Genomic DNA, 22,024 nt, shown 5'->3' with positions numbered 1-22,024 from the left:
CGCCCGCGGCAACCGCAACCGGTCAGGCCCGCTGGACGACTGTCAAAGGCGTCATTTTAAGCGTGGAACCCTTGCCATTGCCACGCTTCACGGGCATGTAAACAGGTAGATTCCATATATCCGAAACATTTATGAGACGAAACGGGTTCCGGCGTAGAATTTCCCGATACCAATAAACCAACGTCATCAGCACGTCATCCTACCGTGAGAGTTTCCGAGCGTCCTTTCGAATCATCGCCCGAATCATCCGTTACTCTGCCGATGTCCGCTCGCTACCCGCTACTCAATCGTGAACTCGGCATCCTCGGTTTCAACGAGCGTGTGCTGGCCCAGGCCGCCGACCCGCAAGTGCCGCTGCTCGAGCGCCTGCGCTTCATCTGCATCACCAGCAGCAACCTCGACGAATTCTTCGAGGTGCGGATGGCGGGCCTGCAGGAACAGATCCGCGACAATCCCGGTGCGCTGACGCCCGACGGCATGTCGCTGCAGCACGCTTACGATCTCGTCGTCGAGCGCGCGCAGCGGCTCGTGCATCGCCAGTACACGATGCTGCACGAAACCGTGCTGCCCGCGCTCGAACAGGAAGGCATCTACTTCCACGCGAGCGACACCTGGAACGACGCGCAGCTCGAATGGGCGCGCGGCTACTTTCTCGACGAACTGCTGCCGGTGCTCACGCCGATCGGCCTCGACCCCGCGCATCCGTTCCCGCGCGTGCTGAACAAGAGCCTGAACTTCGTGGTCGAGCTCGAAGGCCGCGACGCGTTCGGCCGGCAGGCGGTGATGGGCATCGTGCAGGCGCCGCGCGCGCTGCCGCGCGTGGTGCGCATGCCGCAGTCGCTGTCGGGCTTCGAGCACGGCTTCGTGCTGCTCAGCTCGTTCATGCAACGCTTCGTCGGCGAACTGTTCCCGCAGCTCGTCGTGAAGAGCTGCAACCAGTTCCGCATCACCCGCAACAGCGAGCTGTTCGTCGACGAAGACGAAATCACCAACCTGCGCGTCGCGCTGCAAGGCGAACTGCCCGCGCGCCACCTCGGCAACGCGGTGCGCCTCGAAGTCTCGGCCGACACGCCGGCGCACATCGTGCGCCGCCTGCTCGACGAAAGCAGCCTCGGCGACAAGGACTGCTACCGCGTGGCAGGCTCGGTGAACCTCGTGCGGCTGATGCAGATTCCCGATCTCGTCGACCGTCCCGACCTGAAATTCGCGCCGTTCGTCGCGTCGATCCCGCCTGCAATCGCGAACGCGCCGACGATGTTCGACGCGATCGACGCCGGCGACATTCTGCTGCACCATCCGTACGAGAGCTTCCAGCCGGTGCTCGAGCTGCTGCAGCAGGCCGCGAAGGATCCGAGCGTGGTCGCGATCAAGCAGACGATCTATCGCACCGGCACCGATTCGCCGCTGATGGACGCACTGATGGAAGCCGCGCGCAACGGCAAGGAAGTGACGGTCGTCGTCGAGCTGCTCGCGCGCTTCGACGAGGAGACCAACATCAACTGGGCGTCGCAGCTCGAAGCGGTCGGCGCGCACGTCGTGTACGGCGTGGTCGGCCACAAGTGCCACGCGAAGATGATGCTGATCGTGCGGCGCGTGGTCGAAGGCGGCAAGGCGACGCTGCGCCGCTACGTCCACCTCGGCACCGGCAACTATCATCCGCGCACCGCGCGCCTCTACACCGACTTCGGGCTGATGACGGCCGACCAGAAGATCTGCGAGGACGTGCACCACGTGTTCCAGCAGCTGACCGGCATCGGCGGCGAGCTGACGCTGCACGAGCTGTGGCAGTCGCCGTTCACGCTGCATCCGCGCATCATCGATTCGATCCGCGCGGAGATCGACAACGCGCGCGCCGGCAAGCGCGCCCGCATCGTCGCGAAGATGAACGCGCTGCTCGAGCCGTCGGTGATCGCCGCGCTGTACGAAGCGTCGCAGGCCGGCGTCAAGGTCGACCTGATCGTGCGCGGCGTGTGCGCACTGAAGCCGGGCGTGCCGGGGCTGTCGGAGAACATCACGGTGCGCTCGATCGTCGGCCGCTTCCTCGAACATCACCGCATCTACTATTTCCATGCGGGCGGCGCCGAGGAAGTCTATCTGTCGAGCGCCGACTGGATGGACCGCAACCTGTTCCGCCGCGTCGAAGTCGCGTTCCCGATCCGCGCGCGCAAGCTCAAGCGCCGCGTGATCGCCGAAGGGCTGTCGGTCTGCCTCGGCGACAACCAGTCGGCCTGGCTGATGCAGAGCGACGGCCACTACCGCCGCCGGCGCGCGGGCAAGACGGTCCGCAACGCGCAGCTCGGGCTGCTCGCGAAGTTCTGTTCGTAGCGACGCCGTGCGCGCGCTCGCGCGCCGTGCAGCAAACGAAAAAGCACAACCCGCGGGTTGTGCTTTTTTCATTCCGGGCCGCGCGCCGATGCAGCGCCCAGCGCGCGCGTTACACGCTCACGCCTCGAACGCCGCGGGCCGGATCGCGATCACGCGCGACGCCGGGAACCGCGCGGTGAACGTGCTGCCGCGCCCTTCCTCGCTCTGCACGTACAGGTGCGAGTCGTGCCGCTGCAGCACGTGCTTGACGATCGCGAGGCCGAGCCCCGTGCCGCCCGTGTCGCGCGAGCGGCTGCGATCGACGCGGTAGAAGCGCTCGGTCAGTCGCGGCAGGTCGGCCGCCGGAATGCCGAAGCCGCTGTCGGTGACCGAAAACACGCCTTGTGCGCCCTCGCGCCGCCACGACACGGCGATCTTGCCGCCGTCCGGCGTATAGCGGATCGCATTGGTGACGAGATTCGCGAACGCGCTGAACACTTCGGTCTGCGCGCCGGTCACGCCGAGCGTCTCGTCGATCGAGAACGTGATGTCGTGGTGCCCGTTCGACAGCGTCTGCGCGTCCTCCTTCAGATGATCGAACAGCGCGCGCATGTCGACCGCGTGATCCGTCGGCGGCCGGCTTTCGCCCTCGAGCTTCGCGAGCACCAGCAGATCGGTCACGATATGCCGCATCCGCGACGCCTGCTGCTCCATCAAGTCGAGATAGCGCGCGCGATCGTCTTCGTTCAGCGGCAGCTCGCGCATCGTCTCGAGGAAGCCCGACAGCACCGTCAGCGGCGTCTTCAGCTCATGTGACACGTTGGCGACGAAGTCGCGCCGCATCGCATCGGTGCGCTCGAGCTCGGTGATGTCCTGCGTGAGCAGCAGCTTGCGGTTCTCGCCGTACGGAAACACCTGCACTTCGAGCACGTTCTGCCGCGATTCGCCCATGCCGCGCATCACGAGCGTCTCGTCGTAATGCTGCCCGTTCAGGTAGCGGACGAACTCGGGATGGCGCACGAGGTTCGTGATGTGCTGGCGCAGGTCGCGTTTCGCATCGACGCCGAAGTGCACCTCGGCGATCGCGTTGCACCATTCGATCTGGTCGTGATCGTCGAGCATCGCGACGCCGTTCGGCGACGCCTGGATCGCCTGGATGAAGCGCGAATGCTGCTGCTCGACCTGGCGCACCTGCGCATGCCACTGCTTCGCGAGCTTGTGCAGCCGGTAATAGATTTCGCCCCAGATGCCCGGCGCGCTCGGCACCTCGCCATAGACGGGCGCATCGAGCAGACGCCACAGGCGTTGCGTGTGGAACGTACTGAAGAAGCCCTGCGCAACCAGCATCACGACCGCGAACGCGAGGCCCGCAATCGGGCCGGCGAACACGCCGACCAATACGCTGATCAGCACGAGCAGCATGAGCGACACGAGAAAGCGCGCCCAGATGATGTTCATGTTTCAGCGCCCGAATGAATGAACGGCATGCCGTGGCACACGGCACGTGCGGATACGTTACGCGTGCTTCGCGAGCCGGTAGCCGCTGCCGCGAACGGTCTCGATCATCGCATCGCAGCCGGCCGGTTTCAAGGCCGCGCGCAAGCGCTTGATGTGCACGTCGACGGTGCGCTCCTCGACGAACACGTGATCGCCCCACACCTGGTCGAGCAGTTGCGTGCGGCTGTGCACGCGCTCCGGATGCGTCATGAAGAAATGCAGCAGGCGGAATTCGGTCGGGCCGAGGTCGAGCTTGATCTCGCTGCCGTCGCCGTGCGCGGCGACCCGGTGCGTGGCCGGATCGAGCCGCAGCCCGTTGATCGACACGACGTCCTCGGTCAGCTGCGGCGCACGGCGGCGCAGCACGGCCTTGATGCGCGCCATCAGCTCCTTCGGCGAGAACGGCTTCGTCACGTAGTCGTCCGCGCCGATCTCGAGGCCGAGCACCTTGTCCTGCTCGTCGCCGCGCGCGGTCAGCATGATGATCGGGATGTGCTTGGTCCGCTCGTTGTTGCGCAGGTCGCGCGCGAACGCGATGCCCGATTTGCCCGGCAGCATCCAGTCGAGCAGCACGAGGTCGGGCAGCACGTCGCTGATCAGGTTCTGCGCCTGCTCCGCGTTGTAGGCGCGGATCGGGCAGTGACCGGCATGCTGGAGATTCACCGAGATCAGTTCGGAAATCGCGGGCTCATCTTCGACGACGAGAATGTTGCTGGGCATCGGCACCTCTGTTCTTCCTATACGGAGTCGATTAACTGTTGGCTTCGCGATCGAGCGTGTCGCGCGGCTGATGCCGCACGTCGGTGCCCTTCACGATGTAGATGATGAACTCGGCGATGTTCTTCGCGTGATCGCCGATGCGCTCGATGGCCTTCGCGATGAACAGGTACTCGAGGCCGACCGAGATCGTGCGCGGATCTTCCTGCATGTACGACACGAGCTTGCGCACGAACGCACGGAATTCCAGGTCGATCTCCTTGTCGTCCTTGACGATCTGCGCGGCGGCCACCGTGTCGAGGCGCGCGAACGCGTCGAGCGCCCGGCGCAGGATCGTCACGGCCATCTCGCCCGACACCTTGATCTCGGCGATGTTGACCGCGCGCGCGGCCGGCTCGTCGATCAGGCGGCGCACGCGCTTCGCGATCTTCTCGGCTTCGTCGCCGGCGCGCTCGAGGTTCGTAATCGTTTTCGAAATCGACATCAGAAGACGCAGATCGCGCGCGGCAGGCTGCCTCCGCGCGATGATGTTGCCGCACTCCTGGTCGATCTCGACTTCCATCGCGTTCAGCGTTTCCTCGGCCGTGACGACCTTCTCCGCCGCCTCGCGGTCGAATTCGTTCAGCGCGTACATCGCGCCGACGATCTGCGACTCGACGAGTCCGCCCATTTCCAGCACCTTCGACGACACGGCGTTCAGGTCCGCGTCGAACTGGCTCGACAGATGTTTATCCGACATGGCTGTTGTTCTCCGTCATCAGCCGAAACGGCCGGTGATGTAGTCTTCCGTTTCCTTGCGTACCGGCTTGATGAAGATCTTCTCGGTCTCGCCGAATTCGATCAGCTCGCCCAGGTACATGTACGCGGTGAAGTCCGAGCAGCGTGCGGCCTGCTGCATGTTGTGCGTGACGATCACGACCGTGTAGTCGCTCTTGAGCTCGGCGATCAGCTCCTCGATGCGGCCCGTCGAGATCGGGTCGAGCGCGGAGCACGGCTCGTCGAGCAGCAGCACTTCCGGACGGATCGCGATGCCGCGCGCGATGCACAGCCGCTGCTGCTGGCCGCCGGACAGCCCATAGCCGCTCTGGTTCAGCTTGTCCTTCACCTCGCTCCACAGCGCGGCTTTGGTCAGCGCCCATTCGACGCGGTCGTCCATCTCCGAGCGCGTGAGCTTCTCGAACATCTTCACGCCGAACGCGATGTTGTCGTAGATCGACATCGGGAACGGCGTCGGCTTCTGGAACACCATGCCGATGCGCGCACGCAGCAGCGAAATGTCGCGCTTGGTGGTCAGCAGGTTCTCGCCGTCCATCAGGATCTCGCCTTCGGCGCGCTGCTCCGGATAGAGCGCGAACATCTTGTTGAAGGTGCGCAGCAGCGTCGACTTGCCGCAACCCGACGGGCCGATGAACGCCGTGACCTTCCCTTCGGGAATGCGCAGGTTGATGTTCTTCAGCGCGTGGAACTTGTTGTAGAAGAAATTGAGGTTGTTGACCTCGATCTTCGCGTTCAACGGCTCGAGCGGGCGGTCGTTTGCCGTGTCTTGCGTGCCGGCGGGCGCAACCGTGCGCTCGACGGGATTCAGGTGGCTTTCTGCCATATTCATCGGATTGCTCCGCCGTTACTTTTTCGAGAAGATCGAGCGCGCCAGGATGTTGAGTCCGAGCACACCGAGCGTAATCAGGAACACGCCCGCCCACGCGAGCGATTGCCATTCCGCGAACGGGCTCATCGCGAACTTGTAGATCGTGACGGGCAGGTTGGCCATCGGCTGGCTCATGTCCCACGAGAAGAACTGGTTCGACAGGGCGGTGAACAGCAGCGGCGCGGTCTCGCCGGCGATCCGCGCGACCGCGAGCAGCACGCCGGTCACGATCCCGCCCACCGAGGCGCGCAGCGTGATCTTCATCACCATGCGCCACTTCGGCGTGCCGAGCGCGACCGCTGCTTCGCGCAGCGCGTTCGGCACCAGCTTCAGCATGTTCTCGGTCGTGCGGATCACGATCGGAATCTGCAGCAGCGCGAGCGCGATCACGCCGGCCCAGCCCGAGAAGCGCCCGGACTTCGCGACGACGATCGCATACACGAACAGGCCGATCACGATCGACGGCGCCGACAGCAGGATGTCATTGATGAAGCGGATCGTGCTCGCGAGCAGGTTCTTCTGGCCGTATTCGGCGAGATAGACGCCCGCGAGGATGCCGATCGGCGTGCCGACCAGCGTACCGAAGCCGCACAGCAGCAGGCTGCCGACGATCGCGTTGGCGAGACCGCCGCCGGTCGTGTTCGGCGCCGGCGTCGATTCGGTGAACAGTTGCAGCGACAGGCCACCGATACCGAGGTGCACCGTCGTGTACAGAATCCACACGAGCCACAGCAGGCCGAACGCCATCGCGCCGAGCGACGCGGTCAGCGCGATCGCGTTGATCGCCTTGCGCTTGCGCTGCAGGCGGCTGCGCATCGCTTCGAGCACGGCGCCGTCCGGGCCGGGGAAATTCATGATGGGCTGACTCATTTCTTGCCCTCTCCCTTCTCGAGACGAAGCAGCAGCAGTTTGGAGATGGACAGCACGATGAACGTGATCACGAACAGGATCAGCCCGAGTTCCATCAGCGCGGACGTATGCAGGCCCGGTTGCGCTTCCGCGAATTCGTTCGCGAGCGCCGACGTGATGCTGTTGCCCGGCGCGAACAGCGACACGCTGTCGAGCAGGTTCGTGTTGCCGATCACGAAGGTCACGGCCATCGTTTCGCCGAGCGCGCGGCCGAGGCCCAGCATCACGCCGCCGATCACGCCGGTCTTCGTATAGGGCAGCACGACCTTCCACATCACTTCCCAGGTCGTGCAGCCGATCCCGTAGGCCGATTCCTTCAGCAGCACGGGCGTGACTTCGAACACGTCGCGCATCACCGACGCGATGTACGGGATGATCATGATCGCGAGGATCACGCCGGCCGCGAGGATGCCGATCCCGATCGGCGGGCCGGACGTCAGCGGGCCGAGCACCCACACGTCCTTGAACAGGCGGCCGATCGGCTTCTGGAAGTATTCCGCGAAGATCGGCGCGAATATGAGCAGGCCCCACATCCCGTAGACGATCGACGGGATCGCGGCGAGCAGCTCGATCGCGATGCCGAGCGGGCGGCGCAGCCACACGGGCGACAGCTCGGTGAGGAACAGCGCGATGCCGAAGCTGACCGGCACCGCGATGACGAGGGCGATGATCGACGTCACGATCGTGCCGTAGATGGGCACGAGGGCGCCGAACACATCCGAGTTCGGATCCCACTCGGATTGCCACAAAAAGCCGAAGCCGAACTTCTCGATGGTCGGCAGCGACGCAAAGATCAGGGAAACGATGATCCCGCCCAGCAGCAGCAGGGTCACGATCGCGGCAAGCCATGCGAGGCCGCCGAACAGAACGTCTCCGAGGCGGCCGGGCGCGCGTTGCTGCGCGGCATCGGGGGACCGGAAGGACGTATAGGAAGTGTCAGACATTGGGTGCCTGTTGTGGATCGCCGGGCGCCGTGACGCCCGGCCTTACCGCACGCACTGCCCGGCCGGCACGGCCGGGCAGCGAACCGCTCTGCTGCTTACTCGGTGGCGACCGGCTTGCCCGCTGCGTCCGTCACCTTGGTCTTCCACTGCTTGCGGATTTCCGCTTCGACTGCCGGCGGCAGCGAGATGTAGTCGAGGCTGTCCGCTGCCTTCTCGCCGTTCTTGAACGCCCAGCTGAAGAACTTCAGCGTTTCGGCGCCCTGCTCCGGCTTGTCCTGCTTCGCGTGCAGCAGCACGAACGTCGCGCCGACGACCGGCCATGCTTCCTTGCCCGGCTGGTTCGTCAGGATCTGGTAGAACGACTTCGACCAGTTCGCGCCGGCTGCAGCGGCTTTGAACGTTTCCGTCTTCGGCTCGACCACCGTGCCCGTCGAGTTCTTCAGGGCGGTGTAGATCATGTTGTTCTTCTTCGCGTACGCCCATTCGACGTAGCCGATCGCGCCCGGCAGGCGCTGCACGAACGCCGCGACGCCGTCGTTACCCTTGCCGCCCGTGCCCGTCGGCCAGTTGACCGTCGTGCCTTCGCCGATCTTCGACTTCCACTCGTCGTTGACCTTCGACAGGTAGTTCGTCCAGATGAAGCTCGTGCCCGAGCCGTCGGCGCGGCGCACGACCGCGATGTCCGTATCCGGCAGCTTGACCTTCGGGTTCAGCGCGGCGATCGCCGGGTCGTTCCACTTCTTGATCTTGCCGAGGTAGATGTCGCCGAGCACCGGGCCCGACAGCGTCAGTTCGCCGGCCTTCACGCCCGGCACGTTGACGACCGGCACCACGCCGCCGACCACCGTCGGGAACTGGAACAGGCCGTCCTTCGCGAGGTCTTCATCCTTCAGCGGAGCGTCCGAGCCGGCAAAATCGACCGTCTTCGCGATGATCTGCTTCAGGCCGCCCGACGAGCCGATACCTTGGTAGTTCACCTTCGCGCCGCCCGACTGCTGGTAGTCGGCAGCCCATTTCGTATAGATCGGCATAGCGAACGTGCTGCCTGCGCCCGTGATGTCGGCAGCGTGCGCAGCAACTGCGAAAAGTGCGCCAGCCAGGCCAGCAATCGCGGTTTGCATCAATTTCATGAGACCTCCAGTGTGTGAGCGGATGACTACGGCACCGCGAAGGTTAGGGGCTCCTCATGACGGTAATGTGACAATGAATGAAACTGGCGTGACAGTAACATGACTGCTTGAAAGGTGATATTCGGTGAAGCGCGAGCCCGTGTACGCGCGCGGCGCGCTGGGAAAAGCGGCAAGAATTGCCCGTTGCGCGGAGTGGCCGCGCCCCGTTTCGGGCAGTGTGCGGCGCAGGGCGCGCCGCTTCCCGCATCGCGCACCGCCCGGTGCGCGCTCGTCTTCCGGTTGGGCGCAGAAGACTTCATCGAGTACGAAGGACGCCATCGAGAGCGTCCTCTATTTATTAGCGCAAACCTTTGCGTCTGACGAATTGACGACGCTCACGGTAGCTCGGCCATCGTTCAGCCGGCATGCGCGATCGAATCGTCACGCGTGCCGGCCGCCCGCCTCGCTCAGCTCGTCGCTTCGCGCACGGCGTCCGCGATCGCTTCCGCGTGGCGCGTCGCGTCGGCCGCCTGCTGCGCCTCGACCATCACGCGCAGCACCGGCTCGGTACCCGAGGCGCGGATCAGCACGCGGCCATGGCCCGCCAGTGCGCTCTCGGCCGCGTCGATCGCGGCGCGGATCGATGCGCTGCCCTTCCAGTCGGCGCCCGGCTTCATCCGCACGTTGATCAGCTTCTGCGGGAACAGCGTGACGCCGTCGAGCATCTGCGCGAGCGTGCGGCCGCTGCGCTTGAGCGCGGCCAGCACCAGCAGCGCCGACACGATGCCGTCGCCGGTCGAATGACGGTCGAGCGACAGGATGTGGCCCGAGCCTTCAGCGCCGAGCTGCCAGCCGCGCTCGCGCAGCTGTTCGAGCACATAGCGGTCGCCGACCGCCGCCCGCACGAATTCGACGCCTTCGCGCTGCAGCGCGACCTCGACCGCGAGGTTCGTCATCAGCGTGCCGACCGCGCCCTCGACCTTGCCGGCCGTCGCGATGCGGTCCTTAACGAGCACGTAGAGCAGCTCGTCGCCGTTGAACAGCCGGCCGCTCGAATCGACGACCTGCAGGCGGTCCGCATCGCCGTCGAGCGCGATGCCGAGATCGGCATGGTTCGCGCGCACCGCGCGCACCAGCGCGTCGGGCGCCGTCGCGCCGACGCCGTCGTTGATGTTGAAGCCGTTCGGCGCGACGCCGATCGGGATCACGTCCGCGCCGAGTTCGTGGAACACGTGCGGCGCGATCTGGTAGGCGGCGCCGTGCGCGCAGTCGATCACGAGCTTCAGCCCGCGCAGATCGTAGGCGGCCGGGAACGTGCTCTTGCAGAACTCGATGTAGCGGCCGGCCGCGTCGTCGAGCCGGCGCGCCTTGCCGAGCCGGTCCGACGATGCGCATTCGAGCGGCTTGTCGAGCCAGGCTTCGATCTCGGCCTCGGTTTCGTCGGGCAGCTTGTTGCCGTCGGCCGAGAAGAACTTGATGCCGTTGTCCTGATACGGGTTGTGCGAAGCGCTGATCACGACGCCGGCCGACAGCCGCAGCGCGCGCGTCAGATATGCGACACCCGGCGTCGGCATCGGGCCGGCCAGCATCACGTCGACGCCCGCCGCCGAGAAGCCGGCCTCGAGCGCCGCCTCGAGCATGTAGCCCGACACGCGCGTGTCCTTGCCGATCAGCACCGTCGGTCGCGCGCCCGTCGCGCCGTCCGCGGCACCGGCCAGCACCTTGCCCGCGGCATAGCCGAGACGCAACACGAAATCGGGCGTGATCGGCGTATCGCCGACCGTCCCACGAATGCCGTCCGTGCCGAAATATCGACGTCCCATGCGAACCTTCCTCCTTCGTCTTTCCTGAACACTGACTTATCGTTGCCGCGCGGCTTCGCGCACGGCGTTCCAAACTTTCAATGCATCGACCGTCGCGGCCACGTCGTGCACGCGCACGATCGCGGCGCCGCGTGCGACCGCGCACACGGCCGCCGCCACGCTCGCCGCGACGCGCTCGAGCGGCGGCTTGCCGCCGATCACCGCGCCGAGCATCGACTTGCGCGACATGCCCGCGAGGATCGGATAGGCGCGCCCGTCGGGCCGCAGCGGCGCCGTGTCGGGCAACGCGGCCAGCAGCGCGTAGTTGTCGTCGATCACCGCCTTGCCGAAGCCGAAGCCCGGGTCGACGCAGATCCGCTGCGGCGCGATGCCCGCATCGCGCAGCGCCTGCGCGCGCGCGGCGAGAAAGTCGTGCACGTCGACGACGACGTCGTCGTAGTCCGGCTCGCCCACCTGCATGGTCTGCGGCTCGCCGAGCATGTGCATCGCGCACAACCCGCAATTGCCGTCGCGCACCGCGTCGATCGCGCCCGGCTGTCGGAACCCCCAGATGTCGTTGATCAGGTCGGCGCCGGCCTCGAGCGCCGCGCGCATCACCGCCGGTTTGTACGTGTCGATCGACAGCGGCACGTCGAGCGGGCGCAACGCTTCGACGAGCGGGATCACGCGCGCGAGCTCCTCGTCGAGCGGCACGGGCGGCGCGCCGGGGCGCGTCGATTCGCCGCCGATGTCGATCAGATCGACACCGTCGGCCATCATCCGCTCGGCCTGGCGCAACGCATCGTCGCGCGCGAGGAAGCGGCCGCCGTCGGAGAACGAATCGGGTGTGGCGTTGAGGATGCCCATCACGAGCGGGCGCTCGAAGGTGAGCGAGAAGCGGCCGCACTGGAGCGGCGCGGGAGCGGATACGCTGACTGCGGATTCGGACACGGGAGGGATGCGTTGATGAATGCAAAACGGGCCGGTGTGAAGCCACACCAGCCCGTGAACGGAACTACTACGAAGGTCAGGCCGGGGAAGCCGGCGCCGGCGCGTTGCCGGTCTTCACCTCGGCGGTCGTGCCGCCGCCCGACGAGTCGCCGCCGACCGCCGGCGAACTCTTCGGCGAGCGCGGCGGGCGCCCTTCCATGATGTCGTTGATCTGATCGGCGTCGATCGTTTCCCACTCCATCAGCGCGGCCGTCATTGCCTCGACCTTGTCGCGGTTCTCTTCGAGCAGGCGCCGCGCGAGGTTGTACTGCTCGTCGAGCACGCGGCGGATTTCGCCGTCGACCTTCTGTTGCGTCGCTTCCGAGATCGTGCGCGTGAAGCCGCGCCCGAACGGGCCGTTGTCGCTCTCGTCGTCGACGTAGACCATCGGCCCGAGCGCATCGGTCATCCCGAACCGGGCGACCATCGCGCGCGCCGTCTGCGTCGCCTTGTTGAAGTCGTCCGACGCGCCGGTGCTGATCAGGTTCAAGAACAGCTCCTCGGCCACGCGGCCGCCGAACAGGATCGCCAGACGGTCGAGCAGATAATCCTTCGAGTACGTTTCGTTGTCATGCTCCGGCAGCTGCCACGTGACGCCCAGCGCGCGACCGCGCGGGATGATCGTGACCTTGTGCACCGGGTCGGCCTTCGGCAGCAGCTTGGCGATGACCGCATGGCCCGACTCGTGATAAGCCGTCGCCCGCTTCGCTTCCTCGCGAATGACGGCCGACTTGCGCTCCGGACCCATGAAGATCTTGTCCTTCGCGTCCTCGAAATCCTGCATTTCGACGATCCGCTTGCCGCGGCGTGCGGCGAACAGCGCCGCTTCGTTGACGAGGTTCGCGAGGTCGGCGCCCGAGAAGCCCGGCGTGCCGCGTGCGATGACGGCTGCGTCGACGTCGTTGGCGATCGGCACCTTGCGCAGGTGCACGCGCATGATCTGCTCGCGGCCGCGGATGTCCGGCAGCCCGACATAGACCTGACGGTCGAAACGGCCCGGGCGCAGCAGCGCCTTGTCGAGCACGTCGGAGCGGTTCGTCGCGGCGATCACGATCACGCCCGAGTTCGCCTCGAAGCCGTCCATCTCGACCAGCATCTGGTTCAGCGTCTGCTCGCGTTCGTCGTTGCCGCCGCCCATGCCGGCGCCGCGATGGCGACCGACCGCGTCGATTTCGTCGATGAACACGATGCACGGTGCGTGCTTCTTCGCCTGCTCGAACATGTCGCGCACGCGGGCCGCGCCCACGCCGACGAACATTTCGACGAAGTCGGAACCGGAGATGCTGAAGAACGGCACCTTCGCTTCACCGGCGATCGCGCGGGCGAGCAGCGTCTTGCCGGTACCCGGAGGGCCGACCAGCAGCACGCCGCGCGGAATGCGGCCGCCCAGCTTCTGGAATTTCTGCGGGTCGCGCAGGAAGTCGACGAGCTCGGACACCTCTTCCTTCGCTTCGTCGCAGCCCGCGACGTCGGAGAAGTTGACTGCGTTGTTGTTCTCGTCGATCAGACGCGCGCGCGATTTCCCGAACGAGAATGCGCCGCCTTTGCCGCCTCCCTGCATCTGTCTCATCATGTAGAACCAGAACACGATGATGAGGATCGTCGGCCCGAGGTAATACAGCGCGGACATCAGCGCATTGGGCTCGTCGTCGGCCTTGCCGCTGACCTGCACGCCGTACTTCATCAGATCGCCGACCATCCAGATGTCGCCGGGCGACACGATCTGGTATTTCTGGCCATCAGCCGGAGTGACGGTGAGGTTGCGCCCCTGCACGACGACGTTCTTGACCTTGCCGTTCTTGGCGTCGTCCATGAACTGCGAATAGGACACACCTTCCTGGACGCGGGGCTTGTCGAACTGCTTGAACACTGTAAACAGCACCAGTGCAATCACCAGCCACACTGCTGCCTTCGAAAACATATTGTTGTTCAAAGCACCACTCCTTCACTCGTAGACGAGCGCCTACATTTTCCTTGCGGCGCTCCTCGGTCATTCTAATCCAGTCCGACCACCCCTGCCATAAGCATTGACAAACGCCACGATAGCGCTGCGCTTGTCTGGCAAGGGCCGGAGCCCGTTTGCGGCATCCCGCTCCGCGTCACCGCGGATGCTTGAGCTGCCGACCCAAAATGAACGTTTCGGACGATTTGTCGCGAGACGCCTTGGGTTTGCGTGGTGCGACGACCTTAAACTGCTGTTTGAACTTTTCGACGATCTGGCTGTAGCCGCTGCCGTGGAAACACTTCACGAGCAGCGCGCCCTCCGGCTTCAGGTGATTCTGCGCGAACTCGAGCGCCAGATCGCAGATGTGCTCGATGCGCGCGGCGTCTGCCGACGCCACTCCGGACAGGTTGGGGGCCATGTCGGAAATAACAAGATCCACCGGCCGACCTTCGAGCACGCCTTCGAGCTGATGCAGCACGTCGTCCTCGCGGAAGTCGCCCTGCAGGAAGTGCACGTCGGCGATGGGCTCCATCGGCAGGAGGTCGAGCGCGATGATCGTGCCGTCGATGCCGCCTTCGCGCTGCGCGTCGCGCTGCTTGCCCTGCGCGAGCTTGTTGCGCGCGTACTGGCTCCAGCTGCCGGGCGCGGCGCCGAGATCGACGATCACCTGACCCGGACGGATCAGCTTGTCCTGCTCGTCGATTTCCTTGAGCTTGTACGCCGCGCGCGCGCGATAGCCCTCCCGCTGCGCCATTTTGACGTACGGGTCGTTGATGTGATCGTGCAGCCAGTGCTGGTTAAAGCGGTTTTTTGCCATTCGAGAGAGTGATTGCTGCTATTTGCTTCGTGAAGCCGGGCTTTTGGCGGATAATACGCGTCTTATTCGCGCGGCTGCGGCCCCTTTCGGGGCCCAAGCCGCGATTTTACGTGGTTTCGGCGCGCGGCTGACGCGGTAACTTACCGCGTTCGCATCTGATGCAGCGCGCCCTTATTTAGATTTCGACATTTCCATGCCCGCCCTTTCGCTTTCCCCCGCCGAGCGCTCCGCGCTGCGCTCCCAGGCCCATGCGCTCAAGCCCGTCGTGCTGATCGGCGCCGAGGGGCTCACCGACGCCGTGCTGAAGGAAATCAAGGTCCACCTTGCCGCCCACCAGCTGATCAAGATCCGCGTGTTCGGCGACGAGCGCGACGAGCGCGTCGCGATTTACGACGAGATCTGCGATCGCCTGAACGCGGCGCCGATCCAGCACATCGGCAAGCTGCTGGTGATCTGGAAGCCCGAGGCGCCCGTCGCCGCTCCGTCCCGCCGCCGCGCCGGCGCGCTGCCGAGCGCAGCCGAAGCCGCCGAGGATCGCAAAGGCCGTGCGCCGCGCACCGTGAAGGTCGTCAAGGTGTCGCCGAACGCGAGCCCCGTACGTCGCCCGAAGCCGGTCAAGGTCCTCGTGCGCGGCAACGAGCGCGTGACCGCGGGCGGCACCGTGAAGCGTGCGAAAAAGCGTCAGGCCAGCACGAAGCGGCCGCACCAGGGCAAGTAACACGGGCGCGCGGCACGGGGCGTCCCGTGTCGCGCCGGCCGTTTGGTCATTTGGTCGCTTACGCGTCGCGCGCCGGCAAACGCCAGATCAGCATCAGCCCCAGCACGCTCTCGACCAGATAGAACAGGCTCGAGACGCCGTGCAGCATCCCGAAGCGGCTCGCGTACGGCGAGTTCGCGATATCGGTGCCCGCATCCATCGCGGCCACCCGCAGCGCATTCATGAACGGCTGCAGCGCAAAATAGCCGATCAGCACGCACGCGATCATCGCGGCGACGATCCAGCGCACGCGCCGATAATCGCCGCTGCCGCGCCGCACCTGCTGGTTCGACAGCGCGAGCAGCAACACGCCGCACACGACACCGAGAATCGCCTCGATACGAAACAGCTGGGCGGCGACCGAACCGGCCGTCATCCGCTCCAGCGTCCTGAACAGCACGGGTGCGACCGCATACCCGATCGTCAGCAGGCTGCCGACCCATACGGCCGACAACAGACGGAACACGCGATGCGGCATCACGTTGCCCCGCTTCAGATGTAACTGACCGAGATGATCTCGTATTCGCGCACGCCGCCCGGCGCCTGCACGGCCGCGACGTCGCCTTCGCTCTTGCCGATCAGCGCACGTGCGATCGGCGAGCTGACCGAAATCAGGCCGTGATCGATGTCGGCTTCGTCGTCGCCAACGATCTGGTACTTGACGGTGTCGCCCGACTCGAGATCCTCGAGTTCGACGGTCGACGCGAACACCACGCGGCCTTCGGCGTCGAGCACGGTGGGATCGATGACCTGCGCGGCGGACAGCTTCGATTCGATTTCCGCGATGCGGCCCTCGATGAAGCCCTGCTTTTCCTTCGCGGCGTCGTATTCGGCGTTTTCGGACAGATCGCCCTGTGCGCGGGCCTCGGCGATCGCATTGATCACGGCCGGCCGCTCGACGGACTTGAGGCGCTGCAATTCATCGCGCAGTTGCTCTGCGCCACGCTTTGTCAACGGAATGGTGCTCATAAACGGGTCAATCGCTAAAAACGGCTATAAAAAAAATCACCGCGATTAAGCGCGTTTCCGGCGAACCGGAAACACCGCTTAACCGCGGCACGTGTTGCTTCGACAGGTAACTGAACGCTTAGTTTAGGCGAGCGTGAAGACCTTGTAAATCATAGACTTCCAGATCCTTCAGGTAGCGCAGGCCTTCCACCGCCGCGCGCGCGCCCGACATCGTCGTGTAGTACGTGACCTTGTGCGCCTGCGCGCTCATGCGGATCGAGCGCGAATCGGCGATCGCCTGACGCGTCTCGTCGACCGTCGTGAAGACGAGTGCGATCTCGCCGTTCTTGATCATGTCGACGATGTGCGGACGACCGTCCTTCACCTTGTTCACGACCTTCACCGGCACGCCGGCCGCTTCGATCGCGGCGGCAGTGCCCTTGGTCGCGACGATCAGGTAGCCGAGGTCGTGCAGCATGCGTGCGACTTCGACGGCCTTCGGCTTGTCCGCATCCATCACGGTCAGCAGCACCGTGCCCGACTCCGGCAGGCGCGAGCCGGCCGCGAGCTGCGACTTGAACAGCGCCTCGCCGAACGTGCGGCCGACGCCCATCACTTCGCCGGTCGAACGCATTTCCGGCCCGAGGACCGGGTCGACGGTCGGGAACTTGACGAACGGGAACACCGCTTCCTTCACGCTGAAGTACGGCGGCTCGACTTCCTTCGTCACGCCCTGCTGCGCGAGCTTCTGGCCGACCATCGCGCGCGCCGCGATCTTCGCGAGCGGCAGGCTGGTCGCCTTCGACACGTACGGCACCGTGCGCGACGCGCGCGGGTTCACTTCGAGCACGTAGATGACGTCCTGCTTCGAACCGTCCGCCTGCGGCACCTGCTGGATCGCGAACTGCACGTTCATCAGGCCGACCACGTTCAGCGCCTTGGCCATCGCGCCGGTCTGGCGCTTCAGCTCGGCCACGGTTTCCTTCGACAGCGAGTACGGCGGCAGCGAGCATGCCGAGTCGCCCGAGTGGACGCCCGCCTGCTCGATGTGCTCCATCACGCCGCCGATGAACACCGCTTCGCCGTCGCAGATGCAGTCGACGTCGCATTCGATCGCGTCGTTCAGGAAGCGGTCGAGCAGCACCGGCGAATCGTTCGACACCTTCACGGCCTCGCGCATGTAGCGCTCGAGGTCGCGCGGCTCGTGCACGATTTCCATCGCGCGGCCGCCCAGCACGTACGACGGGCGCACGACCAGCGGATAGCCGATTTCGGCCGCCAGCGCGAGCGCCTCTTCTTCGGCGCGGGCCGTGCGGTTCGGCGGCTGGCGCAGGCCGAGGTCCTGCAGCAGCTTCTGGAAGCGCTCGCGGTCTTCGGCCGCGTCGATCATGTCCGGCGACGTGCCGACGATCGGCACGCCGTGCGCCTCGAGGTCGAGCGCGAGCTTCAGCGGCGTCTGGCCGCCGTACTGCACGATCACGCCGACCGGCTTTTCCTTGTCGACGATCTCGAGCACGTCTTCCAGCGTCAGCGGCTCGAAGTACAGGCGGTCGGACGTGTCGTAGTCGGTCGACACCGTTTCCGGGTTGCAGTTGACCATGATCGTTTCGTAACCGTCCTCGCGCATCGCGAGCGCCGCGTGCACGCAGCAGTAGTCGAACTCGATGCCCTGGCCGATCCGGTTCGGGCCGCCGCCCAGCACCATGATCTTCTTGTTGGTGGTCGGCTGCGCCTCGCACTCTTCCTCGTAGGTCGAGTACATGTAGGCCGTCTTGGTCGCGAACTCGGCCGCGCAGGTGTCGACGCGCTTGTAGACCGGGCGCACGTTCAGCTCCACGCGGCGGCGGCGCACGTCTTCCGGCGTCGCGCCGAGCAGCTTCGCGAGGCGGCGGTCCGAGAAGCCGCTCTGCTTCAGGAAGCGCAGCTCGTCGAACGTCAGCGACGCGAGCGTGCGGCCCGACAGCGCCTTTTCCTTCAGGATGATCTGCTCGATCTGCGCGAGGAACCACGGATCGATCGACGTTTCAGCGAAGATCTCTTCGGCCGTCATGCCGATGCGGAACGCGTCGCCGACGTACCAGATCCGATCCGGGCCCGGCTCGTGGATCTGGATCGCGATCTCGTCGCGGTCGGTCGACTTCTCGTCGAGCCCGTCGACGCCGACTTCGAGGCCGCGCAGCGCCTTCTGGAACGACTCCTGGAACGTGCGACCGATCGCCATCACTTCGCCGACCGACTTCATCTGCGTGGTCAGGCGCGAATCGGCCTCACGGAACTTCTCGAACGCGAAACGCGGGATCTTCGTGACGACGTAGTCGATCGTCGGCTCGAACGACGCCGGCGTCTGGCCGCCGGTGATTTCGTTCTTCAGCTCGTCGAGCGTGTAGCCGACCGCCAGCTTCGCCGCGACCTTCGCGATCGGGAAGCCGGTCGCCTTCGACGCGAGCGCCGACGAACGCGACACGCGCGGGTTCATCTCGATGACGACCATGCGGCCGTCCTTCGGGTTGATCGAGAACTGCACGTTCGAGCCGCCCGTATCGACGCCGATCTCGCGCAGCACCGCGAGCGATGCGTTACGCAGGATCTGGTATTCCTTGTCGGTCAGCGTCTGCGCCGGCGCGACCGTGATCGAGTCGCCGGTATGCACGCCCATCGGGTCGAGGTTTTCGATCGAGCACACGATGATGCAGTTGTCGGCGCGGTCGCGCACGACTTCCATCTCGTATTCCTTCCAGCCGAGCAGCGACTCTTCGATCAGCAGCTCGCGCGTCGGCGACAGGTCGAGGCCGCGCTTGCAGATCTCCTCGAATTCCTCGCGGTTGTACGCGATGCCGCCGCCCGAGCCGCCGAGCGTGAACGACGGACGGATCACGACCGGGTAGCCGCTGCCGCCCGTCTCCGCCATGATCTCGGCGTGCACCTTCGTCGCTTCTTCCATCGAGTGCGCGATGCCCGACTTCGCGGAGCCGAGCCCGATCTTGGTCATCGCTTCCTTGAACTTCTGGCGGTCTTCGGCCTTGTCGATCGCTTCCGGCGACGCGCCGATCAGCTCGACGCCGAACTTCTCGAGCACGCCGTGGTGATGCAGGTCGAGCGCGCAGTTCAGCGCGGTCTGGCCGCCCATCGTCGGCAGGATCGCGTCGGGGCGCTCCTTCTCGATGATGCGGGCGACGACTTCCCACGTGATCGGCTCGATGTACGTGACGTCGGCCGTGTTCGGGTCGGTCATGATCGTCGCCGGGTTGCTGTTGACGAGAACGACCTTGTAGCCCTCCTCACGCAGCGCCTTGCATGCCTGTGCGCCCGAGTAGTCGAACTCGCACGCCTGGCCGATGATGATCGGGCCGGCGCCGATGATGAGGATGCTTTTGATGTCTGTGCGTTTTGGCATGGCTTGTGAATTCAGTAAGTAATCTTTGTCGTGGGTCGGCGGGCCGCGCTCAGCTCATGGTGGCAAGCGCGAGCTTGACCGAGAAACCGATGAACAGGCCGCCCACGCTGCTCGCCGCGCCGGCCGCGAGCTTGCGGCGACGACGGAAATGCTCGGCGAGCCGTGCGCCCGCGAAGATCAGCGTGCTCAGGTACAGGAAGCTCGCGCTTTGCGCGATCGCCCCGAGCACGACGAACGACAGCGCGGGATGCGGGAATGCCGGGTCGACGAACTGGATGAAGAACGAGATGAAGAACAGGATCGCCTTCGGGTTCAGCAGGCTCACGACCAGCGCCTTGCGAAACGGCGTGTCGAACGAGCGCTCGCCGGCGGGCGGCTGCGGCGCGTCGGTCGTGTCGGCCGCGCCCGCACGCAGCTTGCGCCACGCGCTGCGCAGCATCCCGGCGCCGATGTACAGCAGATACGCGGCGCCGCCGTACTTGACGACCGAGAACAGCAGCGGGTTCGCCTTCAGCAGCGACGCGACGCCGGCGGCCGACAGCACCATCAGCACCGTGTCGCCGACGAACACGCCGCAGGCCGCGCGATAGCCGGCCTTCACGCCGCGCTGCGCGGCGAGCGACAGCACGTACATCGAGTTCGGCCCCGGCAGCAGGATGATGAACACCACGCCGAACACGTAGGTCCAGATATCGGTGATGCCGAGTGCGTGGCCGAACATGATGCGACTCTCCCGTTCTTCGTTTGCTTCGGTTGCTTCTATCGCGTCAGGCGCTGCGCTGCTTCGCCGCGTCCATCAGTGCGGTGAAACGGTCGAACAGGTACGCGATGTCGTGCGGGCCGGGCGACGCTTCCGGGTGGCCCTGGAAGCAGAACGCCGGCTTGTCGGTCAGCTCGAAGCCCTGCAGCGTGCCGTCGAACAGCGACACGTGGGTCACGCGCGCGTTCGCGGGCAGCGAATCCGCATCGACCGCGAAGCCGTGGTTCTGCGACGTGATCACCACGCGACCGTCGCCGAGATCCTTCACCGGGTGGTTCGCGCCGTGGTGGCCCGTCTTCATCTTCAGCGTCTTCGCGCCGACCGCGAGGCCCATGATCTGATGGCCGAGGCAGATGCCGAAGGTCGGCACGCCGCGCTCGATGAATTCCCTGGCCGCCGCGATCGCGTAGTCGCACGGCTCCGGATCGCCGGGGCCGTTCGACAGGAAGATGCCGTCCGGATTCAGCGCGAGTGCGTCGGCGGCGCTCGCCTGGGCCGGCAGCACCGTCACGTGGCAGCCGCGCTCGGCGAGCATGCGCAGGATGTTGTACTTGACGCCGAAGTCATAGGCGACCACGCGGTACTTCGGCGCCTGCTGCATGCCGTAGCCGCTGCCGAGACGCCATTCGGTCTGCTTCCATTCGAACGGCTTGGCGGTCGACACGACCTTCGCGAGGTCCATGCCGGCCAGGCCGGGGAACGAGCGCGCGAGTTCGACGGCCTTTGCTTCGTCGTCCGAGCCGGCGAGGATGCAGCCGTTCTGCGCGCCCTTGTCGCGCAGGATGCGCGTCAGCTTGCGCGTATCGATGCCGGCGATTGCGACGACGCCTTCGTCGCGCAGGTAATCGCCGAGCGTGCGCTCCTTGCGGAAGTTCGAGGCGCGCGTCGGCAGATCGCGGATGATCAGTCCGGCGGCATGGACTTTCGTGGCTTCGACGTCTTCGGCGTTGACACCGACGTTGCCGATATGCGGGTAGGTGAGCGTGACGATCTGGCGCGCGTAACTCGGATCAGTCAGGATTTCCTGATAGCCGGTAATCGCGGTGTTGAACACGACTTCACCGATCGTATGGCCTTCGGCCCCGATCGAATAACCACGAAAGACCGTGCCGTCGGCGAGTGCAAGCAAGGCGGGGGAAAAAGACGGCAACACGGGAGGCTCCTTGGGGAACACCCTGCTGCCGACCTGTCTACCCGGCCGCGCGAGCGCCGCGCTGCGTGGACGCGCGTCGGTCGCTGGCTTGACGCCCCTGGGTGGTCGACACGCGAAGCCGGCGCAGCGCGCACGAGGCTTCGCGGCATCGCCCGACAGGCGGCGTGCGGCGGATGAACGGGGTGAATGAGGTAGGCGCTAGGGTGCGAGGTTGATCAGCACAAACTTTCAAATTATAGTCCGAAAATGGCCTAATTTTCAATCGGCATGGGCGCCCGATCGTGCGCGCCGCGTGCCGCATCCATCGCCGGCCCGTGGCCTCCGCTGCTGCGG

At 65.6% G+C, this 22,024-nt stretch carries 18 protein-coding genes; 2 read left to right on the top strand and 16 right to left on the bottom strand.

Going from position 1 to position 22,024, the window contains the following annotated elements:
- Positions 1-261: 261 nt before the first annotated feature.
- Positions 262-2,325 carry a polyphosphate kinase 1 gene (gene ppk1, locus EX20_RS08430; protein WP_011884289.1) on the top strand — a complete coding sequence of 688 codons (2,064 nt, stop codon included), beginning with the start codon at positions 262-264 and terminating at the stop codon, positions 2,323-2,325.
- A 117-nt stretch (positions 2,326-2,442) separates the two neighbouring features.
- On the opposite strand, the gene phoR is transcribed toward ppk1, so the two are convergent.
- The 11 genes from phoR to EX20_RS08375 all read right to left on the bottom strand — a co-directional run bounded on the left by phoR (position 2,443) and on the right by EX20_RS08375 (position 14,679).
- Entirely contained in the window at positions 2,443-3,762 is a 1,320-nt protein-coding gene (gene phoR, locus EX20_RS08425) for a phosphate regulon sensor histidine kinase PhoR (protein ID WP_011884288.1), read from the bottom strand.
- Between the two features lie 57 nt (positions 3,763-3,819).
- Positions 3,820-4,521: a phosphate regulon transcriptional regulator PhoB gene (phoB, locus tag EX20_RS08420; RefSeq protein WP_006750313.1), complete on the bottom strand. Its 702-nt coding sequence runs from the start codon at positions 4,519-4,521 to the stop codon at positions 3,820-3,822.
- Positions 4,522-4,552: 31 nt separating this feature from the next.
- Positions 4,553-5,257 carry a phosphate signaling complex protein PhoU gene (gene phoU / locus EX20_RS08415; protein ID WP_011884287.1) on the bottom strand — a complete coding sequence of 235 codons (705 nt, stop codon included), beginning with the start codon at positions 5,255-5,257 and terminating at the stop codon, positions 4,553-4,555.
- 18 nt (positions 5,258-5,275) lie between these two features.
- Positions 5,276-6,124, bottom strand: a complete 849-nt coding sequence (pstB, locus tag EX20_RS08410) for a phosphate ABC transporter ATP-binding protein PstB (protein WP_011884286.1) — start codon at positions 6,122-6,124, stop codon at positions 5,276-5,278.
- 15 nt (positions 6,125-6,139) lie between these two features.
- Positions 6,140-7,033 (bottom strand): phosphate ABC transporter permease PstA, encoded by an 894-nt coding sequence (pstA, locus tag EX20_RS08405; protein WP_011884285.1) that lies wholly within the window; start codon positions 7,031-7,033, stop codon positions 6,140-6,142.
- Positions 7,030-8,016 (bottom strand): phosphate ABC transporter permease PstC, encoded by a 987-nt coding sequence (pstC, locus tag EX20_RS08400; protein WP_011884284.1) that lies wholly within the window; start codon positions 8,014-8,016, stop codon positions 7,030-7,032. Before pstC ends, pstA begins: the two co-directional genes overlap by 4 nt.
- Before the next feature lie 95 nt (positions 8,017-8,111).
- Positions 8,112-9,146, bottom strand: coding sequence for a phosphate ABC transporter substrate-binding protein PstS (pstS, locus tag EX20_RS08395; protein ID WP_014722815.1), 1,035 nt, complete (start codon positions 9,144-9,146; stop codon positions 8,112-8,114).
- A gap of 446 nt (positions 9,147-9,592) precedes the next feature.
- Positions 9,593-10,948, bottom strand: a complete 1,356-nt coding sequence (gene glmM, locus EX20_RS08390; RefSeq protein ID WP_011884282.1) for a phosphoglucosamine mutase — start codon at positions 10,946-10,948, stop codon at positions 9,593-9,595.
- Positions 10,949-10,984: 36 nt separating this feature from the next.
- A complete protein-coding gene (gene folP / locus EX20_RS08385; RefSeq protein WP_051974411.1) occupies positions 10,985-11,926 on the bottom strand; it encodes a dihydropteroate synthase in 942 nt (313 codons plus the stop codon).
- A gap of 28 nt (positions 11,927-11,954) precedes the next feature.
- Positions 11,955-13,850, bottom strand: coding sequence for an ATP-dependent zinc metalloprotease FtsH (gene ftsH, locus EX20_RS08380; RefSeq protein ID WP_011884280.1), 1,896 nt, complete (start codon positions 13,848-13,850; stop codon positions 11,955-11,957).
- A 166-nt stretch (positions 13,851-14,016) separates the two neighbouring features.
- Positions 14,017-14,679, bottom strand: a complete 663-nt coding sequence (locus tag EX20_RS08375; RefSeq protein WP_011884279.1) for an RlmE family RNA methyltransferase — start codon at positions 14,677-14,679, stop codon at positions 14,017-14,019.
- A gap of 193 nt (positions 14,680-14,872) precedes the next feature.
- Here EX20_RS08375 and EX20_RS08370 point away from each other — a divergent pair, with 193 nt between their 5' ends.
- On the top strand, positions 14,873-15,397 hold the full coding sequence (locus EX20_RS08370; RefSeq protein ID WP_011884278.1) for a YhbY family RNA-binding protein: 525 nt from the start codon (positions 14,873-14,875) through the stop codon (positions 15,395-15,397).
- A gap of 58 nt (positions 15,398-15,455) precedes the next feature.
- Here the strand turns inward: EX20_RS08370 and EX20_RS08365 are convergent, their stop codons facing one another.
- From EX20_RS08365 to carA, 5 genes are all read right to left on the bottom strand, one after another.
- The gene (locus tag EX20_RS08365) at positions 15,456-15,914 is read right to left on the bottom strand and encodes a DUF4149 domain-containing protein (protein ID WP_011884277.1); all 459 of its coding nucleotides are present in this window, start codon (positions 15,912-15,914) and stop codon (positions 15,456-15,458) included.
- Between the two features lie 14 nt (positions 15,915-15,928).
- Positions 15,929-16,405, bottom strand: a complete 477-nt coding sequence (gene greA, locus EX20_RS08360; protein WP_011884276.1) for a transcription elongation factor GreA — start codon at positions 16,403-16,405, stop codon at positions 15,929-15,931.
- A 118-nt stretch (positions 16,406-16,523) separates the two neighbouring features.
- On the bottom strand, positions 16,524-19,778 hold the full coding sequence (carB, locus tag EX20_RS08355; RefSeq protein ID WP_034193245.1) for a carbamoyl-phosphate synthase large subunit: 3,255 nt from the start codon (positions 19,776-19,778) through the stop codon (positions 16,524-16,526).
- Positions 19,779-19,827: 49 nt separating this feature from the next.
- Positions 19,828-20,499 (bottom strand): leucine efflux protein LeuE, encoded by a 672-nt coding sequence (leuE, locus tag EX20_RS08350; protein ID WP_034193244.1) that lies wholly within the window; start codon positions 20,497-20,499, stop codon positions 19,828-19,830.
- 46 nt (positions 20,500-20,545) lie between these two features.
- Positions 20,546-21,691, bottom strand: a complete 1,146-nt coding sequence (carA, locus tag EX20_RS08345) for a glutamine-hydrolyzing carbamoyl-phosphate synthase small subunit (RefSeq protein ID WP_034193243.1) — start codon at positions 21,689-21,691, stop codon at positions 20,546-20,548.
- Between the last annotated feature and the right edge of the window lie 333 nt (positions 21,692-22,024).

It is taken from the genome of Burkholderia sp. WP42 (assembly GCF_000745665.1).
Lineage (GTDB): Bacteria > Pseudomonadota > Gammaproteobacteria > Burkholderiales > Burkholderiaceae > Burkholderia > Burkholderia vietnamiensis.
The sequence above is the reverse complement of the archived record's forward strand: the minus strand, read 5'-3'. Positions and strand labels throughout refer to the sequence as shown.

Bases quoted from the DNA above. Each gene is read 5' to 3' on its own strand.
- greA (WP_011884276.1), bottom strand. From the start codon at position 16,405: ATGAGCACCATTCCGTTGACAAAGCGTGGCGCAGAGCAACTGCGCGAT.
- ppk1 (WP_011884289.1), top strand. From the start codon at position 262: ATGTCCGCTCGCTACCCGCTACTCAATCGTGAACTCGGCATCCTCGGT.
- phoR (WP_011884288.1), bottom strand. From the start codon at position 3,762: ATGAACATCATCTGGGCGCGCTTTCTCGTGTCGCTCATGCTGCTCGTG.
- phoB (WP_006750313.1), bottom strand. From the start codon at position 4,521: ATGCCCAGCAACATTCTCGTCGTCGAAGATGAGCCCGCGATTTCCGAA.
- carB (WP_034193245.1), bottom strand. From the start codon at position 19,778: ATGCCAAAACGCACAGACATCAAAAGCATCCTCATCATCGGCGCCGGC.
- EX20_RS08370 (WP_011884278.1), top strand. From the start codon at position 14,873: ATGCCCGCCCTTTCGCTTTCCCCCGCCGAGCGCTCCGCGCTGCGCTCC.
- EX20_RS08375 (WP_011884279.1), bottom strand. From the start codon at position 14,679: ATGGCAAAAAACCGCTTTAACCAGCACTGGCTGCACGATCACATCAAC.
- leuE (WP_034193244.1), bottom strand. From the start codon at position 20,499: ATGTTCGGCCACGCACTCGGCATCACCGATATCTGGACCTACGTGTTC.
- pstS (WP_014722815.1), bottom strand. From the start codon at position 9,146: ATGAAATTGATGCAAACCGCGATTGCTGGCCTGGCTGGCGCACTTTTC.
- pstA (WP_011884285.1), bottom strand. From the start codon at position 7,033: ATGAGTCAGCCCATCATGAATTTCCCCGGCCCGGACGGCGCCGTGCTC.
- glmM (WP_011884282.1), bottom strand. From the start codon at position 10,948: ATGGGACGTCGATATTTCGGCACGGACGGCATTCGTGGGACGGTCGGC.
- pstC (WP_011884284.1), bottom strand. From the start codon at position 8,016: ATGTCTGACACTTCCTATACGTCCTTCCGGTCCCCCGATGCCGCGCAG.
- EX20_RS08365 (WP_011884277.1), bottom strand. From the start codon at position 15,914: ATGCCGCATCGCGTGTTCCGTCTGTTGTCGGCCGTATGGGTCGGCAGC.
- pstB (WP_011884286.1), bottom strand. From the start codon at position 6,124: ATGAATATGGCAGAAAGCCACCTGAATCCCGTCGAGCGCACGGTTGCG.
- phoU (WP_011884287.1), bottom strand. From the start codon at position 5,257: ATGTCGGATAAACATCTGTCGAGCCAGTTCGACGCGGACCTGAACGCC.